This window comes from Nitrospirillum guanabarense, assembly GCF_034653355.1.
Classification (GTDB): domain Bacteria; phylum Pseudomonadota; class Alphaproteobacteria; order Azospirillales; family Azospirillaceae; genus Nitrospirillum.
Genome location: NZ_JAYEER010000004.1, coordinates 2,452,370 through 2,467,653, shown reverse-complemented (window position 1 = coordinate 2,467,653; position 15,284 = coordinate 2,452,370). Strand labels below are relative to the sequence as shown.

At 68.1% G+C, this 15,284-nt stretch carries 12 protein-coding genes and 2 pseudogenes; 9 read left to right on the top strand and 5 right to left on the bottom strand.

Annotation, left to right across the window (positions count from 1 at the left end):
• Positions 1–77 precede the first annotated feature (77 nt).
• Positions 78–1,029: pseudogene (gene gshB, locus UAA55_RS29580) on the top strand (glutathione synthase).
• Between the two features lie 338 nt (positions 1,030–1,367).
• Complete coding sequence (locus tag UAA55_RS29575; protein ID WP_322957340.1) at positions 1,368–1,580, top strand: hypothetical protein; 213 nt, start codon at positions 1,368–1,370, stop codon at positions 1,578–1,580.
• 20 nt (positions 1,581–1,600) lie between these two features.
• Here UAA55_RS29575 and UAA55_RS29570 read toward each other — a convergent pair whose 3' ends face one another.
• Positions 1,601–1,867, bottom strand: a complete 267-nt coding sequence (locus tag UAA55_RS29570) for a DUF1289 domain-containing protein (RefSeq protein WP_322957338.1) — start codon at positions 1,865–1,867, stop codon at positions 1,601–1,603.
• Positions 1,868–2,157: 290 nt separating this feature from the next.
• Here UAA55_RS29570 and UAA55_RS29565 point away from each other — a divergent pair, with 290 nt between their 5' ends.
• On the top strand, positions 2,158–4,134 hold the full coding sequence (locus UAA55_RS29565) for a PAS domain-containing sensor histidine kinase (RefSeq protein WP_322957337.1): 1,977 nt from the start codon (positions 2,158–2,160) through the stop codon (positions 4,132–4,134).
• A 39-nt stretch (positions 4,135–4,173) separates the two neighbouring features.
• Here UAA55_RS29565 and UAA55_RS29560 read toward each other — a convergent pair whose 3' ends face one another.
• Both UAA55_RS29560 and UAA55_RS29555 read right to left on the bottom strand, forming a co-directional pair.
• Complete coding sequence (locus tag UAA55_RS29560; protein WP_322957336.1) at positions 4,174–4,770, bottom strand: glutathione peroxidase; 597 nt, start codon at positions 4,768–4,770, stop codon at positions 4,174–4,176.
• Positions 4,771–4,781: 11 nt separating this feature from the next.
• Positions 4,782–5,489 (bottom strand): sulfite oxidase-like oxidoreductase, encoded by a 708-nt coding sequence (locus UAA55_RS29555; protein ID WP_322957334.1) that lies wholly within the window; start codon positions 5,487–5,489, stop codon positions 4,782–4,784.
• 257 nt (positions 5,490–5,746) lie between these two features.
• Between UAA55_RS29555 and UAA55_RS29550 the strand changes: the two are divergent.
• Positions 5,747–7,882: pseudogene (locus tag UAA55_RS29550) on the top strand (mechanosensitive ion channel domain-containing protein); the annotation flags it as partial.
• Between the two features lie 232 nt (positions 7,883–8,114).
• Positions 8,115–8,231, top strand: a complete 117-nt coding sequence (locus tag UAA55_RS29545) for a hypothetical protein (protein ID WP_322957791.1) — start codon at positions 8,115–8,117, stop codon at positions 8,229–8,231.
• On the opposite strand, the gene UAA55_RS29540 is transcribed toward UAA55_RS29545, so the two are convergent.
• On the bottom strand, positions 8,228–8,650 hold the full coding sequence (locus UAA55_RS29540) for a regulatory protein RecX (RefSeq protein WP_322957333.1): 423 nt from the start codon (positions 8,648–8,650) through the stop codon (positions 8,228–8,230). The genes UAA55_RS29545 and UAA55_RS29540 overlap by 4 nt on opposite strands.
• A 348-nt stretch (positions 8,651–8,998) precedes the next feature.
• On the opposite strand from UAA55_RS29540, the gene UAA55_RS29535 reads away from it, so the two are divergent.
• From UAA55_RS29535 to UAA55_RS29525, 3 genes are all read left to right on the top strand, one after another.
• Positions 8,999–9,838, top strand: coding sequence for an ABC transporter permease (locus tag UAA55_RS29535; protein WP_322957332.1), 840 nt, complete (start codon positions 8,999–9,001; stop codon positions 9,836–9,838).
• A gap of 4 nt (positions 9,839–9,842) precedes the next feature.
• On the top strand, positions 9,843–10,691 hold the full coding sequence (locus tag UAA55_RS29530; RefSeq protein ID WP_322957330.1) for an ABC transporter permease: 849 nt from the start codon (positions 9,843–9,845) through the stop codon (positions 10,689–10,691).
• 163 nt (positions 10,692–10,854) lie between these two features.
• Positions 10,855–12,270: a hypothetical protein gene (locus UAA55_RS29525; RefSeq protein WP_322957329.1), complete on the top strand. Its 1,416-nt coding sequence runs from the start codon at positions 10,855–10,857 to the stop codon at positions 12,268–12,270.
• A 164-nt stretch (positions 12,271–12,434) separates the two neighbouring features.
• Here UAA55_RS29525 and UAA55_RS29520 read toward each other — a convergent pair whose 3' ends face one another.
• Positions 12,435–12,641, bottom strand: a complete 207-nt coding sequence (locus UAA55_RS29520) for a hypothetical protein (protein ID WP_145733171.1) — start codon at positions 12,639–12,641, stop codon at positions 12,435–12,437.
• A gap of 682 nt (positions 12,642–13,323) precedes the next feature.
• Between UAA55_RS29520 and dnaK the strand changes: the two genes are divergently transcribed.
• A complete protein-coding gene (gene dnaK / locus UAA55_RS29515; RefSeq protein ID WP_322957327.1) occupies positions 13,324–15,243 on the top strand; it encodes a molecular chaperone DnaK in 1,920 nt (639 codons plus the stop codon).
• Positions 15,244–15,284: the final 41 nt, after the last annotated feature.

The following is a 15,284-nucleotide window of genomic DNA, read 5'->3' as shown; positions in this document are numbered from 1 at the left end:
GGGCCGGTTCGCCGGGACCACAGTCCAACCCTTTGCCAGCCAAGCACCGCCGGACCGCCGGGGTGGGGGAGATGAGAATGAGCCTGTCCGTTGCCATTCAGATGGACCCGATGCACTCCATCAACATCGATACCGACAGCACCTTCATGATGGCGCTGGAGGCGCAGCGGCGGGGTCACACCCTCTACCACTACCTGCCCCAGGACCTGGCCTTCCGCCACAGCCGCCTGGTGGCGACCGCGCGGCCCCTGCAGGTGCGGCGCGAGCGCGGCAACCACCACACCTTCGGCGCGGCCGAGATCTTGGATCTCGCCAGCGTCGACGTGGTGCTGATGCGCCAGGACCCGCCCTTCGACATGGCCTACATCACGGCCACCCATCTGCTGGAACACGTCCATCCCAAGACCCTGGTCGTGAACGACCCGGCCTCCGTCCGCAACGCGCCGGAGAAGCTGTTCGTCACCCACTTCCCCGACCTGATGCCGCCCACGCTGATCACCAGCGCCAAGGATGAGGTCCTGGCCTTCCGCCGGGAATACAGGGACATCATCGTGAAGCCGCTGTTTGGCAACGGCGGTTCCGGCGTCTTCCACGTGAAGCCGGATGACGAGAACCTGGGCGCCCTGCTGGAAACCTTCACCCAGCTCTACCGCGAGCCTATCATCGTGCAGAAGTACCTGCCGGAAATCCGCCAGGGCGACAAGCGCATCCTGCTGGTGGATGGCGAGCCGGTGGGCGCCGTCAGCCGCCTGCCGCAGGAGGGCGAGGCCCGCGCCAACTTCCACGCCGGCGGCAGCGCCGCCAAGACCGACCTGACCCAGCGCGAGCGCGAGATCTGCGCCGCCATCGGCGGGGTGCTGCGCGACAAGGGTCTGGTGTTCGTGGGCATCGACGTCATCGGCGACTACCTGACCGAGATCAACGTCACCAGCCCCACCGGCATCCAGGAGATCAACCGCCTGAACGGCGGCGCCATCGAAGTCCACCCTATGGGACGCCATCGAGCGGCGGTTTAGCGCTTCGCGCTAGTTCGCCCCGCGGGTGGGCCCATCCGGACCCTGCCATCTTCGCCGCGCCCTGCGGGGCCCGCGATCACGGGCGTGGGAACGGAGCGGTTTGAGGGTGATGATGCGATGATCGCGCGGCATATCCGCCACGCGAAACCCCAGCGGCAGCCTACTGCGGAGGTAGGGGGTGGGGGACCGTTGAAATCAGGTCACACCGCCTCCTTATTATCACCCTGTCCGAACGATTTGGCGGGCTTTCCCGGATGCGGGGGGCCCAGGGCCATGATACGCTTCGTGATACTTGCATGAACCAGAGGGCGCCCGTGGCACGGCATCGGCGTCCGGTCGATGAGGCGGTCGATGGCTGGCGCGGACGATCTTGGCGGGGAGGACAGCCCCAAGCGGGCACCCAGGGCTTCCAAGGGCTCGGGCTCCAACGGGGCGCCGGGCGGCAATGTCGTCAACGCCGAACGGTTGCGCCGCCAGGGCGACCAAATCCGTGAGATCGAACGCCTGATGTGGGGCGCCCGCGCCTTCGCCGAGGGCGACGATTCGGAAGCCGGGACGGACTGATCCGTCCTTCTTCCCGTTCCTTACCTCTCCGTCTGGCCGCCGTGGCGCCAGCGGGCCAGGGTGCGCGTCGCCTTGCGCCGTTCCGGCAGGCTGGCCAGCACCGCGCGCCGCTGGTCCGGCGTCATCCCGCCCCACAAGGTGATCTCCTCCAAGGTGCGCTGACAGCCGGCGCACAGGCCGTTGCGCGCATCGATGCGGCAGACGCGGGTGCAGGGGCTCGCCACATGATCGTCCGGATCGGGGACCCCGGGATCGGGGCCGGTGGAGGGGATGGGGCTGTCGGTCAAGGTGCCAGCGCCGGTCGGTTGCGGGGCTTCAGATATAGCGACAGCGGCCGCTTGTTGTCGCCCCTTCCATCGCCGTCCGCTTTCGCCACCACCCTACACTTTGTGACAGGATGTTAACCCGCCGTTGTATCTTTGGGGTTAGGAATGGGTTTATCCTGCGCGCCTGCGAAGCCGCAGGGGACCCAAGGGCCACATAACCGAGGGAAGCGGAAAGGTATTGCCAGGATGTCGGTGTTGGAGACCGCGCGGCGGCGCCGCCCGGCCGTTTTTTTCTGACCCGCGGCCCGATTTTGGCCGCGCTATCCGGCATTGTCCTGACCGTCCTGGCGGCTTTCTACGTCCATTCCATGCTATCCGGCGTGGCTCAGGCCCGCCTGGCGGATGAGGCCGATGCCCGCAGCCGCCATGTGCAGCAGCGCCTGGACCGCATCGCGGCCACCCTGGGGGCCGAGGGCGACTTCCTGACCGCCAACCCGGCCCCGGCGGAATTCGACCGCCAGGTGGCCCTGCTGATCGACCTCCGGCCTGAGATCAGGGCCGTGTCCTGGATGGGGCCGGGCGGCCGCGTGCTGCGTACCGGCCCCACCGGGGCCGAGATCGCGCCCGCCGACGTGGCTGGCCTGTTGCACGCCTCCACGGCGGCCGGTGCCCCGCCCGCCGGCGGGGCCATCACCGTGCGCCTGAGCGCCGACGGGGCCAACCTGCTGCTGGCGTGGTCCACATCCGGGGGCGCGTCCAATGGCGAGACGGCGCTGGTGGCCCGCATCGACCTGCGGGATCTGCTGACCCTGCGCATGGAGGGGCAGGCCGATCCCGCGCTGTGGACCCGGCTCAGCCTGCGGTCGCGTGGGGGCGAGGCCGCCTTCGTCCAGACAGGGCACACCGCCGCCGCCACCTCCGAATTCAGCCGCGCCCTGTCCATCGGCGACGGGGTGTGGTGGCTGGACATGACGGGCGACCTGGTGGCCGGCCTGGCCCGCCAGTCATGGGAGGTGGAGGCCGTGCTGGTCTTCGGCTTCGCCCTGACCTTCGGCATCAGCGTGGTGCTGATGGTCAGCCGCCGCCGCGCCCACGACCGCATCGTGCTGATGGACAGCCTGGAACAGGCCAACGCCGTGCTGCATGCCAGCGAGCGCAAGTACCGCGACATATACGAGAACGCGGTGGAGGGCATGTTCACCATCACGGTGGGGGGCGCCATCCTGTCGGCCAACCCCGCCCTGGTGCGCATGCTGGGATATGCGTCGGAGGAGGACCTGGCGACCGCCCTGACCGACGCCTGGGCGCAGCTGTTCGTCGATCCCCGCCCCCGGGTGGATTTCCCCCAGGGCGTGGTGGATCGGGGCGCCATCCAGGATTTCGTGGCCGAGATCCGGCGCAAGGATGGCAGCGCCCTGTGGGCATCCCTTTCCGCCCGGGTGCTGCGGGATGGCGCCGGGCGCGCCTATGGCATCCAGGGCACGGCCGACGACATCACCGACCGGCGCCGGGCGGAGGTGGCGCTGCGCCTGGCCAAGGAACAGTCGGAATTCGCCAGCCGTTCAAAGACCGAATTCCTGGCCAACATGAGCCATGAGCTGCGCACGCCGCTGAACGCCATCATCGGCTTTTCCGAGATCATCGGCAGCCAGTCGCTGGGCGCCATCGGCAACCCCGCCTACGCCGAATACGCCAAGGACATCCACGACAGCGGCCGCATGCTGCTGGACCTGATCAACGACATCCTGGACTTGTCGAAGATCGAGGCGGGCAAGCGGGAACTGAACGAGCATTCGGTGGACCTGCCGCGCGTCTTCGCCTCCTGCCTGCGGGTGGTGAAGGAACGCGCCATCCGTGGCGGCATCCATCTGCAGACCGACTACGCAGACTTCCTGCCCCGCCTGCGCGCGGACGAGGTGGCGCTGAAGCAGCTGCTGTCCAACCTGCTGGCCAACGCCGTGAAGTTCACGCTGAAGGGCGGCACCGTCACCCTGGGCGCCCGCGTGGACGGGGACGGGCGCCTGGTCATCACCGTGGCCGACACCGGCATCGGCATGCGGGCGGAGGACATCGGCCGCGCCCTGGAACCCTTCCGCCAGATCGAAAACCCCCTCACCCGCACCGCTGGTGGCGCCGGCCTGGGCCTGCCCCTGGTGCGCGCCCTGGTCGAACTGCACGACGGCAAGCTGGAGATCGAGAGCGAACCCGGCACCGGCACCATCGCCCGCGTCATCATGCCGGCCGACCGTGTCTGGCCCGACATCGGGCTGGTGGCCGCCGCGAACTGACGGTTTAAACTCTAAGCCAAAGATAGGCCCGCGACCGCCCTAGAGCCCGGCTTTGTTGAGCAGCGTCTGGATGCTCTCCAGCACCACGTCGGCCATGGGCCGCACCGGCGAGGGCCAGATTTCGGCCAGGCGGCCATCCGGGGTGATCAGGTATTTCTGGAAGTTCCAGCGCGGCCACCCGGCTTCCCCGACGCTGCTGACCACCCATTGGAAGAAGGGGTGGGCGTTGGGGCCGATGACCGACTGCTTGGCGGTCAGGGGAAAGTCGACGCCATACCGCGTGGCGCAGAACTGCGCGATGTCCGCCGGGCCGCCCGGTTCCTGCCCGCCGAAATCGTTGGATGGCACGCCCAGCACCCCCAGGCCCCGGTCGCGCAGGCGGGTCCACAGCATCTGCAGCTCGGCATATTGCGGGGTGTAACCGCAGGCCGACGCCGTGTTCACCACCAGCACCGGTCGCCCCTTGAAGCCTAGCAACGGGATGGTGCCGTCGCCGGTCAGGCTGGGGAAGGTGAAGCTATGGGCGTTCAGCCGTTCCCGCGTCTTCGTCTGCTCCATGGACTTACCCTGGGGGATGGAGGGATTGCGTGGGGGCGGTGGCGCGGTGGCGTGGCTGGTGGAAATGTCAGCTCTCATGATCCCGTGCCTCAACCGTACCGTTGTTCGGTCCAGGGGTCGCCCTCGTTATGGTACCCCCGCACCTCCCAAAACCCTGGCGTGTCGTCGTTGATGAACTGGATGCGGCGCAGCCATTTCGCCGATTTCCAGAAATAGGCCTGGGGCACCACCAGCCGCACCGGCCCGCCATGTTCCCGGGTTAGGGGCTTCCCCTCCCAGGTGGTGGCCAGCAGCACGTCGGCCGCGCTGAACGCCGCTAGGCTGAGGTTGGTGGTGTAGCCGTCATGGCTGTGCAGCAGGACGTGGGCGGCGTCGGCCTGGGGCCGGGCCAGGTCCACGATGTGGCGGGCGGAAACGCCCCGCCAGTGGTTGTCGTAGCGCGACCACGAGGTGACGCAGTGGATGTCGGATGTGTCGCTGAAGGCCGGCTGGGCCTGGAAGTCGGCCCAGCTCCAGCTGAGGGGCTGGTCCACCAGGCCGTCCACCGTCAGGGTCCAGTCGGCCGCGCCCACCTCTGGTTGGATGCCCAGGTCCAGCACCGGCCAGTTGGTCACCAGGCGCTGTCCTGGCGGCAGGCGCGGCCGGGCCCGCGCCGGATCGGCCTGCGCGCCGGTCAGCAACCGGCCTTCCCGCGCCCAGGCGCGCTTGGCCGCCACCAGCTTGCTCTCGGGGATTTTTCGATCGTCGGCGCCCAAGGCGGCATTTGGTGTGGTGTCGTCGGGACTGTCCGTGGCCATACGCCGGTCGCTCATAGGCTCGGCCGGGGGGGATCGGTTCAGGTGCCCGCCCGGGTAAGGGTGTGTCAAATCGTGGCCGGCCGGCTTGCGCGCCGTGCCGCCGCCACATTTGCAAGGATAGTGCGCCCTGCCCGGCCTGCCTACGGCGCAACGACCATTTTGGCCGAAACTGTGCTTCGGGGCCTGTGCTTTACGGCAACGTCCCCGCCCTGCCCCGTTGGCAGGCCTACCCTTTAAGGTTAACGTTCGGCCCTTCCATGATCCCAGATTTGCCTACCGGATGGTTGCGGACGATGCGGAAAGTTCTCCTTCCCGTTCCCCTTGCGCTTTTGGCGTCCCTGCTGCTGTCGCCCCTTGCCCCGCCTGCCCGGGCGCAGACCGTGCCCATTCCCGCCACGTCCGACCTGCCCCAGCCTGAAACGGACAAGAAGCCGGAAAAGGCGCCATCGGCCGATGTCGCGCCGCCAGAGGGGCCGGCACCCCGGCATGAGCCCGCGAAAGAGCCGGTGGCCGTTCCCGTCCCGGTGCCCGTGCCCGCGGCTCCGGCGGCGAACGCCGTTTCGCCGGCCGCCTCGTCCCAGGCGGCGGCCCTGTTGCAGACCCTGCAGGACCCTCAGCGCCGTGACGCCCTGATCGCCCAGCTGAAGCTGCTGGCCGACGCCAATCCCGCCGCCATCCCGGCGCCCACCCCCACCGTCGCGGCCCCGGCCACCCCGGCTCCCGCCGCCGCCCCGGCCCCGGCGCAAGAGTTGGAGGTGGAGGCGCTGGGCGCCCGCATGCTGGACGCCTTGTCCGACCGCATCGAGGAATTCAGCGAAGAGGTCGCGGCCGCCGGCCAAGCGCTGCTGGATCTGCCCAAGGCCTACCGCTGGCTGGATCGCCAGATGTCCGACCCCCGCCTGCGCGCGCAGTGGGGCATCCTGCTGGGCGAGGTGCTGCTGGTGGTGGTCGCCGGCTACGCCGCCCGTCTGGCGACCTTCTGGCTGCTGGCGCGCCCCCGCCGCGGGCTGGAGCATCGCCAGCCCAGGAACTGGGGCGTGCGCCTGGGCCTGCTGCTGGCCCGCACCTTGCTGGACATCGTGCCCATGGTGGCCTTCGCCCTGGCGGCCTACGGCGTGCAGACGCTGACCCATCCGCCCAAGCCCGCCTCCATGGCGGCCCTGGGCATCATCCTGTCCAGCCTGCTGGTCCAGGGCACGACGCTGGCGGCCCGCTTCCTGCTGTCGCCGGGCGCCCCGTCGCTGCGCCTGCTGCCCGTGGGGGATGAGACGGCGCACTACATCTACATCTGGGTGCGCCGCATCGCCCTGACCGCCGTCTACGGCTACTTCGTGGCCCAGGTGGCCTTTCAGCTGGGCCTGCCCTACCGGCCCTACATGGCGCTGCTGAAGGTGGTGGGCCTGATCGTCGGCATCATGCTGGTGATCCTGGTGCTGCAGAACCGGCAGAGCGTGGCCGACTGGCTCCGGGGACGGGAACCCCTGAAGCCGGAAGACCTACATGAGGATGGCGCGCTCGAGGCGCAGCTGGCGGCCGAGATTTCCGGTGACAACCCCATGGTGCCGGCCAGGCCGCCGGCGTCCAGCGCCTGGGGCCTGGTGCGCCGCCGCCTGGCGGAGGTTTGGCACATCCTGGCCATCGTCTACCTGGTGGCCATCTACGGCATCTGGGCGCTGGAGGTGAAGGGTGGCTTCGGCTTCGTTTCCCGCGCCACCCTGATCAGCGTCGTGACCCTGATCGTGGCCCGCCTGTTGATGGAGGGGATCGATCGCCTGATCCGGCGCGGCTTCGCCATCCCGGATGATTTGAAGCGCCAGTATCCCCTGCTGGAATCCCGTGCCAACCGCTATCTGCCCATCCTGCACCGGGGGGCCAAGGTGGTGGTGTGGCTGGTGGGCCTGCTGACCGTGCTGCAGGCCTGGGGCATGGACAGCTTCGGCTGGCTCAGCACGCCCATCGGCCAGCGGGTCAGCGCCTCCCTGCTCACCATCGTCCTCATGGTCGTCTTCGCGCTGATCGTCTGGGAACTGGTCAGCGGCGGCATCGAACGCTACCTCAGCACCACCGACCGCCACGGCCGCCTGGTGGAACGCAGTCCCCGCATCCGCACCCTGCTGCCCCTGGTGCGCAACGTCGTGCTGGTGATGCTGCTGGTCATGGTCGGGCTGACCGTGCTGGCGGAGATCGGGGTCAACATCGCCCCGCTGCTGGCCGGTGTCGGTTTCCTCGGCGTCGCCGTCGGCTTCGGCTCCCAGTCCCTTGTCAAGGACGTCATCACCGGCCTGTTCATCCTGTTCGAGGACACCATCTCCGTCGGGGATTCCGTGACGCTGGCCGGCTACACCGGCACGGTGGAGGGGCTGACCATCCGCACCATCCGCCTGCGTGACGACAGCGGCGCCGTCCACACCGTGCCGTTCAGCGCCGTCACCGGCATCTCCAACCTGACCAAGGACTACAGCTACTTCACCGCCGATTTCGGCATCGCCTACGCCACCGACTTGAACCGGGCCACCCAGATCATGACCGAGATCGGGGAGGAGCTGCAGAACGACAGCCTGTTCGGAACCGAGCATCCTGGCGCCGCTGGAAATCCTGGGCGTCAGCGAGTTCGCGGAAAAGGCGGTGAAGATCAAGTTCCGCATCAAGACCCGACCCCGCCGCCAGCTGGCCGTGGGTCGCGAGTTCAACCGCCGCCTGAAGCTGCGCTTCGACCAGGAGGGCATCCCCTTCCCGGTCTAGCCTTCCAACACATCATTCGGATCGGCCGCGTCGACGACGCGCGCGGCGGTGTCGAAGTCGAAGCCGGCGCGGGCCAGGGCCGCCAAATCCTTGTCGCGCTTGGCCGCCCGGTCCTCTTCCGGGCGGAAGGGGCCTAGGCGACGGCGGCGGGCGTAGGCATGGGCGGCGCGCAGGTCGGTGGCACCCTCCCCGCCATCGCCCAGGTCCCGGGCCAACTCCCCCAGGGCGGCGTCGACCAGGTCGCCGTCCACGCCCTTGGCCGCCAGCTTCTGCCGGATGGTGCGGGTGGACCCGCCCCGGCGATGCAGGCTGGCGACCTTGCCCTCGGCATAGACGCGGTCGTTCAGCAGGCCGCTTTGCTGATAGCGGGCGATCAGCACCTCCACCCACTCCGCCCCCTGCGCCCGGTTCCGTGCCATGGGCGGCGGCCGACATTTCCACCTTGCGCATCAGCACCCGGCGCAGCGCGGCGGTGGAGGCGGCGAATCGCTCCAGGTAATGCAGGGCGGCGCGTTCCAGGTAGGCGGCGCTGACCCGCCTCGGGCCCCGGCGCTGGGCGGGCTGGTGGGCGGTGGGGCGAGCGGGCGGGTCGAAAAGGTCGTCGGTCATGCCGGCGATGGTAGCGCGAGGGAAGGCCCCCACGCCATCGTCGTGCCGACGCCTGTGACGCCGCTCATATTGCCGGACGGGGGATGCGGCGTTAAGGTCGGGCCCAGCCTTGCCGGGGGCTTCATTCCCGGACCCCTCCGCACGGGCGCCCTGATCCCATGACCATGCTGCAGCAGTCTCCCTTGTCCGGCATCGCCGCCGCGACGCCCGTCCCGGCCCCCCGGGCCCTGGGCGCCATCAACTGGGTGGGCTTCACCACCCTGACGAAACGGGAGATACGGCGCTTCCTGAAGGTATGGGTGCAGACCATCGCCGCGCCGGTGGTGACGACGCTGCTGTTCTATTCCGTGTTCGCCCTGGCCCTGGGCGGGGTGGTGCGCATGGTGGGCGACGTGCCCTTCCTGCGTTTCCTGGGCCCGGGCCTGATCATGATGGGCATGGCGCAGAACGCCTTCGCCAACACCTCCTCCTCCGTGCTGGTGTCCAAGGTCCAGGGCAACATCGTCGACGTGCTGATGCCGCCCCTGTCGCCATTCGAATTCGTGTCCGCCTTCGTCACCGGCGGCATCGTGCGCGGGCTGATGGTGGGCTTCGTCACCTGGATCGTCATCCAGCTGGTGGTGCCGCTGGGCCTGCATGCGCCCTTCTACGTCCTGTTCCACGCCGTGATGGCCTCCATGCTGCTGTCGCTGCTGGGCCTCATCGGCGGCATCTGGGCGGACAAGTTCGACCACATGGCGGCCATCACCAACTTCGTGATCACGCCCCTGTCCTTCCTGTCCGGCACCTTCTACACGCTGGACAGCGCGCCGCGCTTCTTCCACACCGTCGCCCATGTGAACCCCTTTTTCTACTTCATCGACGGGTTCCGCTACGGCTTCATCGGCCGCACCGACGGCACGCTGGGGACCGGCATCGCCGTGATGCTGGGCATCAACCTGGTCCTCTGGCTGGTGGCGCTGCGCATGGTCTCCACCGGCTACAAGCTGAAGGCCTGACGCCATGGACATGCCGGCGACTGGGTTGGGTGCCGAAACGCCGTTGCCGGCCGGGGCCTACCGGCCCGACCGCCGCCGGCACCATCGCCGTTTCAACACCCTGGGCTTCCTGACCCTGCTGGGGCGGGAGATCAAGCGCTTGCGCAAGCTGGCCATGCTGTTCCTGGTGGCGCCCGGTCTGTCCGCCGCCCTCTACTTCACCGTCTTCTCCTTTGGCCTGGGCGACAAGCGCGGCACGCCCGAGGGCGACGCCATCCTGGCTTTCCTGGTGCCGGGCCTGGTGACCCTGTCCCTGCTGACCCAGTCGGTGCAGATCCCCTCGTTCTCCATCCTCTACGCCAAGATGGAGGGCGCCATCCTGGATCAGTTGATGGCGCCGGTGGGCGCGGCCGAAATGCTGGCCGCCTATGTCCTCTCCGCCATGGCCGCCGGTGTGGCCAGCGGGGCGGCCGTGTGGGTGGGGTTTCTCATCTTCTGGCAGGCGCCCATGGCCGATCCCGCGCTGGTGCTGCTGTTCGTGGTGCTGGGCTCGTCCATGATGGCCACCTTCGGCGTGCTGACCGGCCTCATCAGCGTGAAGTGGGACCACTTGTCGGCGGCCATGACCTTCGTTTTCACCCCGCTGATCTTCCTGTCCGGGCTCTTCGCCCCGGTGGCGGGCATGCCGGGGATGCTGCGCGCCATCGTCCAGGCCAATCCCATCTACTACGCCATCGACGGCGTGCGTATCGGCTTCCTGGGACAGGGCCAGGACCAGGCGGCGCTGGCCGTCCTGGTGCTGGTGGCCGTGAACGTCGCGCTGCTGGCCATCGCAGGCACCCTGCTGCATCGCGGCTACCGCCTGCGGAATTGATGGTCGCCACCACAACACGGGCCTGGGACTTGCATGTCCTTGGCGCGGCGGGGATTTTGCGGGATTCGTCCTTTCCAGCCATGTTCTGGGGGCGCGGCTGTACTGGCTGGCCTGCTGGCGGAGGGTTTGCAACGGCGGGCCGGCTTGCCTAGAGTGCCGCGCCATGGGACAGCGGACTTTGGACATAGACCTCGCCAGCGGCGACTGGCAGTGGATGGGCGTGCATGGCGGGGCCGTGCGCATCTGCCTGCCCGCGACCTGGACCCGCATCTATCGCGATGACGGCGGCCTGGCCCTGCAGTCGCCCGTGCTGTGGGCGGCCACCGACGGGCGCCCGGTGGGCGGCCACCCGCTGGACCTGCTGGTCTCCGTCACCACTTACGCCAACGACTACGGCGTGGATGCCGAGGACGCGTTGCAGTACCTGGACCGCGATCACCTGCTGCCGCCGGGCGTGACCGCCATGGCCTCGGGCGACCGCCGCTGGATCGCCTATTGCGCGGCCTTGCCGGCGGTCCCGCAGCCGGGCCAGACGCTGGATCAGGCCACCGCCGCCACCGCGGCCCTGGGTGTCGGCGCCCGCATCCCCGAAGCGCAGGTCTTCGTGTGGAAGATGGCGGATTTCCGTCCGCCCGACCGTGTGCGCGTCGCCACGCTGCAGCTGTACGTGCCGGGTGAGGAATTCTGGGTGCCCGGCCTGGGTGCCCTGCTGGACCGCCTGGGTGATGAAATCGGCCGCATGGAATTCGGCCCCGCGGACCAGGGCCCCGTCAGCGCCGTCACCATGCGTAACATCGTGCACGCCGATGTCCTCCGCTTCCGCCTGCCCTGGGACTGGCGGAGCAGCGACGAGGACGAGGACGATCTGGGCGGGCCCGAGACCAGCCATTTCCGCCGCCCGGACGATGCCGAGGCGGATGAGACCTTGCGCGTGGTCGTGCACGATTATCCGCCGCCCGACGATATGGAGCCGGAGTTGGCCTTGGAATTGGCGTTGGCGGCGGGATTGGACTGGGAAGCCATCACGGCGGAGGGGGGCGACGGCCTGCCGCCGGCCGTGCTGTTGCGTCGCATCGCCGCCCAGTTCGCCGACGGGCCGGATGGCCAGGTGGGCCTGGGCAGCGTCGACGCCCTGGCGGATGACGAGGTGCTGGCCCGTTTCACCCACACGGCGGTGGAGGATGGGCGCCGCCGGCGCTGCCATCTGTGGTTGCGCGGCGCCGTTGTCGGCGGCCGGGCCACGCTGGCCGTGTTCTCCTACGGCCTGCCTGAAGGGCTGCATGGCTCACCCCTGGCGATGGACGCCGTGGCCATGCTGGAACGGGAAATCCGCCGTGCCCAGATCGGTGGCTATGAATCCCTGCCCGTGGGCGAGGCCTCGGGCAATGGCGACGAGGGCCTGCCGCCCGGTGCGCCGGAATGGCCGGCCGGCGGCTGGAACGCCGGCAGCTGGGACGAGGATGACACCCTGCTGGCTGACGAGGATGACTTCGACGAGGATGGGGACGGCCCCCTCGACTCGGACGAAGAGGATGACGGCCACCGCCGCCGCAAGGGCGACGATCCCGCCAAGAACTGACGTGGCGCGACACGTCACCGTTCTTTCAAGTTTTCCACAAAGAAAAAACGGATGAACCGAAAGGCGGTCAGATCGGCCGCCGTCCGGTTCATCCGTTTTCATGTTCTGAACCGGCGGCTCCTTCCCCCTTCGGAGAGGCCCGCGGTCCAGTCGGCAGTGGCTTGTCAGCAGCGCCCCTGAGGGGTGCGGTCCAGCAGCGACTGCAGGCCCACGACGCGGCTGTCGGCGGCCTTGGCGGCGTCCTCCGCAGCCAGGGAGGCAAGGCCCAGGAGGTGGACCAGTTCCCCCATGTTGTTGCGGCGGGCGTCCAGCGCCAGATTGTCCAGGCAATGCTTGATGGCGATGGCGGTAGTGCGGCGCGTGTCGGTCATGACTTTGTGCCCCAAGAGTGCGGGCGACCCCTCGCCCGGGGGTCCAGGCGACCCCTGAAGTAATTACAGCACAGATCTTGGGCGCCAAGTCAACAGGAAGAATAAAACCTCAACCAACGATACGCCATCCTACCTCTCGCGATGCCAAGCTGGTTGTGCGCGGCAATAAATTATAATTTTGCAGCAATAACGGTCTGTAAATCGGCCCGTTAATTCCCTGTTAATTCAAGATAAGGACGATTACGCCGGTATTCACACGACATTCACTTGTCGTCGCCAATTTCTGACAAATTGTAACTTGGTCGGGGGAAGAGCAGGTGGCGGTTGCCCGGACTTCCCGTCCCAAACTGTGGTGGTGGGGGCAAGGCGCCACCCCCAGGGCTGGCCTAGGGCGCGCGCGGCGGCGCGTACGCGCTATGGAATAGCGGGACATAGGCCAGGGGTGGAGCGGCCGCGTTTCCCGGGTCCAGGGGCCGCAAAGCCGGTTGCAGCCGGGCCTCGCGCTGCCTATATCTGCGTGGCGATGCGGTCGCTCCCGTTTCAGGATGGGGAGGGCCGTGCCATGACGGGCGCCACCGGGTGCCGCGCCATGATCGTGTTGAACGTGTCCCGTTTTAACAGGGGGACCGCTCCGGTGCCGGAAGGGCCGTCGCGCGTCTGCCACATTGGAAGGGTTAGAATTATGAGCAAAGTCATCGGTATCGATCTCGGCACCACCAACTCCTGCGTGGCCGTCATGGAAGGCACGTCGGCCAAGGTGATCGAGAACGTCGAGGGCGCGCGCACCACGCCGTCCATGACCGCTTTCACCCAGGGCGGGGAACGCCTGGTCGGCCAGCCGGCGAAGCGTCAGGCGGTGACCAACCCCGAGAACACGCTGTTCGCGATCAAGCGCCTGATCGGCCGCCGCTACGACGACCCGCTGACCCAGAAGGACAAGGGCCTGGTGCCCTACAAGATCATTTCGGGCGACAACGGTGACGCCTGGGTCGAGGCCCATGGCGAAAAGTACAGCCCCAGCCAAGTGTCCGCCTTCATCCTGCAGAAGATGAAGGAAACGGCCGAGAACTACCTCGGCGAAAAGGTGACCCAGGCCGTCATCACCGTGCCCGCCTACTTCAACGACAGCCAGCGCCAGGCGACCAAGGACGCCGGCCGCATCGCCGGTCTTGAGGTGCTGCGCATCATCAACGAGCCCACGGCCGCGGCGCTGGCCTACGGCATGGAGAAGAAGGGCTCGGGCATCGTCGCGGTCTATGACCTGGGCGGCGGCACCTTCGACGTCTCCGTGCTGGAAATCGGCGACGGCGTGTTCGAGGTGAAGTCCACCAACGGCGACACCTTCCTGGGTGGCGAGGACTTCGACGCCCGCATCATCGACTACCTGGCCGACGAGTTTAAGAAGGAGAATGGCATCGATCTCCGCAAGGACCGTCTGGCCCTGCAGCGCCTGAAGGAAGCGGCCGAGAAGGCCAAGATCGAGCTGTCTTCCGCCATGCAGACGGAAGTCAACCTGCCGTTCATCACCGCGGACCAGACCGGTCCCAAGCACCTGAACGTCAAGCTGACCCGCGCCAAGCTGGAAGCGCTGGTCGAGGACCTGGTGGCCCGTACGGTCGAGCCCTGCAAGGCGGCCCTGAAGGACGCCGGCCTGAAGGCCAGCGAAATCGATGAGGTGATCCTGGTGGGCGGCATGACCCGCATGCCCAAGATCATCGAGACGGTGAAGCAGTTCTTCGGCCGCGAGCCGCACCGTGGCGTGAACCCGGACGAGGTGGTGGCCGTCGGCGCCGCCATCCAGGGTGCCGTGCTGAAGGGTGAGGTGAAGGACGTCCTGCTGCTGGACGTGACCCCGCTGTCCCTGGGCATCGAAACCCTGGGCGGCGTGTTCACCCGCCTGATCGACCGCAACACCACCATCCCGACCAAGAAGAGCCAGACCTTCTCCACGGCCGAGGACAACCAGACGGCCGTCACCATCCGCGTCTTCCAGGGTGAGCGCGAGATGGCGGCGGACAACAAGATGCTGGGCCAGTTCGACCTGGTCGGCATCCCGTCGGCCCCGCGCGGCGTGCCGCAGATCGAGGTCACCTTCGACATCGACGCCAACGGCATCGTCAACGTCCAGGCCAAGGACAAGGCCACCGGCAAGGAGCAGGTGATCCGCATCCAGGCCTCCGGCGGCCTGTCGGACGCCGACATCCAGCGCATGGTCAAGGAAGCGGAGAGCCACGCCGCCGAGGACAAGAAGCGTAAGGAGCTGGTGGAGGCCCGCAACCAGGCCGACGGCCTGATGCACTCCACCGAGCGTACGCTGAAGGAGAACGCGGAGAAGCTGCCGGCCGCCGAGAAGGCCGCCGCCGAGAAGGCCATCGCCGAGCTGAAGAAGGCGCTGGAGGGTGAGGACGCGGCCGACATCAAGGCCAAGACCGAAGCCCTGGCCCAGGTCTCCATGAAGCTGGGTGAGGAACTGTACAAGTCCGGCCAGGACGCCTCGGCCAGCGGTGGCGAAGACCACGGCGCGGCCCATGGCGAAGGGTCGGAAAAGGTCGTCGACGCCGACTTCGAGGAAGTCGACGAAGACAAGAAGAAGTCCGCCTAAGTCTTTCTTAAGACGATCCGGGCAATGACTGACCAGGTATC

Bases quoted from the DNA above. Each gene is read 5' to 3' on its own strand.
- UAA55_RS29530 (WP_322957330.1), top strand. From the start codon at position 9,843: ATGGACATGCCGGCGACTGGGTTGGGTGCCGAAACGCCGTTGCCGGCC.
- UAA55_RS29555 (WP_322957334.1), bottom strand. From the start codon at position 5,489: ATGGCCACGGACAGTCCCGACGACACCACACCAAATGCCGCCTTGGGC.
- UAA55_RS29535 (WP_322957332.1), top strand. From the start codon at position 8,999: ATGACCATGCTGCAGCAGTCTCCCTTGTCCGGCATCGCCGCCGCGACG.
- UAA55_RS29540 (WP_322957333.1), bottom strand. From the start codon at position 8,650: ATGGCACGGAACCGGGCGCAGGGGGCGGAGTGGGTGGAGGTGCTGATC.
- UAA55_RS29525 (WP_322957329.1), top strand. From the start codon at position 10,855: ATGGGACAGCGGACTTTGGACATAGACCTCGCCAGCGGCGACTGGCAG.
- UAA55_RS29575 (WP_322957340.1), top strand. From the start codon at position 1,368: ATGGCTGGCGCGGACGATCTTGGCGGGGAGGACAGCCCCAAGCGGGCA.
- UAA55_RS29560 (WP_322957336.1), bottom strand. From the start codon at position 4,770: ATGAGAGCTGACATTTCCACCAGCCACGCCACCGCGCCACCGCCCCCA.
- dnaK (WP_322957327.1), top strand. From the start codon at position 13,324: ATGAGCAAAGTCATCGGTATCGATCTCGGCACCACCAACTCCTGCGTG.
- UAA55_RS29520 (WP_145733171.1), bottom strand. From the start codon at position 12,641: ATGACCGACACGCGCCGCACTACCGCCATCGCCATCAAGCATTGCCTG.